General features: G+C 58.3%; 1 rRNA gene (cut by a window edge). It reads left to right on the top strand.

Features of this window, described 5'->3' with window-relative positions:
- Positions 1–146: 146 nt before the first annotated feature.
- Positions 147–633: ribosomal RNA gene (locus tag TR48_RS38005) — 16S ribosomal RNA — on the top strand (it continues 1,482 nt past the right edge of the window).

The raw sequence follows: 633 nt of genomic DNA, 5'->3' as shown, positions 1-633 counted from the left end.
GTTCCTTGAGAACTCAACAGCGTGCCAAAAGTCAACGCCAGTTACTTTTGAGAACAAATTTTTCAGCGAGGACGCTGTGCACGGGTCCGCTCATTCCAGTGGATGCTGTGCCGCTCTGCGTTGGATGTCCCGATTACGGGAGAGCATTCACGGAGAGTTTGATCCTGGCTCAGGACGAACGCTGGCGGCGTGCTTAACACATGCAAGTCGAACGGTGAAGCCCTTCGGGGTGGATCAGTGGCGAACGGGTGAGTAACACGTGGGCAATCTGCCCTGCACTCTGGGACAAGCCTTGGAAACGAGGTCTAATACCGGATATGACCCTGGAGCGCATGCTCTGGGGTGTAAAGCTCCGGCGGTGCAGGATGAGCCCGCGGCCTATCAGCTTGTTGGTGGGGTGATGGCCTACCAAGGCGACGACGGGTAGCCGGCCTGAGAGGGCGACCGGCCACACTGGGACTGAGACACGGCCCAGACTCCTACGGGAGGCAGCAGTGGGGAATATTGCACAATGGGCGAAAGCCTGATGCAGCGACGCCGCGTGAGGGATGAAGGCCTTCGGGTTGTAAACCTCTTTCAGCAGGGAAGAAGCGCAAGTGACGGTACCTGCAGAAGAAGCACCGGCTAACTACG

This window comes from Streptacidiphilus neutrinimicus, assembly GCF_000787815.1.
GTDB lineage: Bacteria > Actinomycetota > Actinomycetes > Streptomycetales > Streptomycetaceae > Streptacidiphilus > Streptacidiphilus neutrinimicus.
This window is presented reverse-complemented; position numbering and strand designations above follow the sequence as displayed.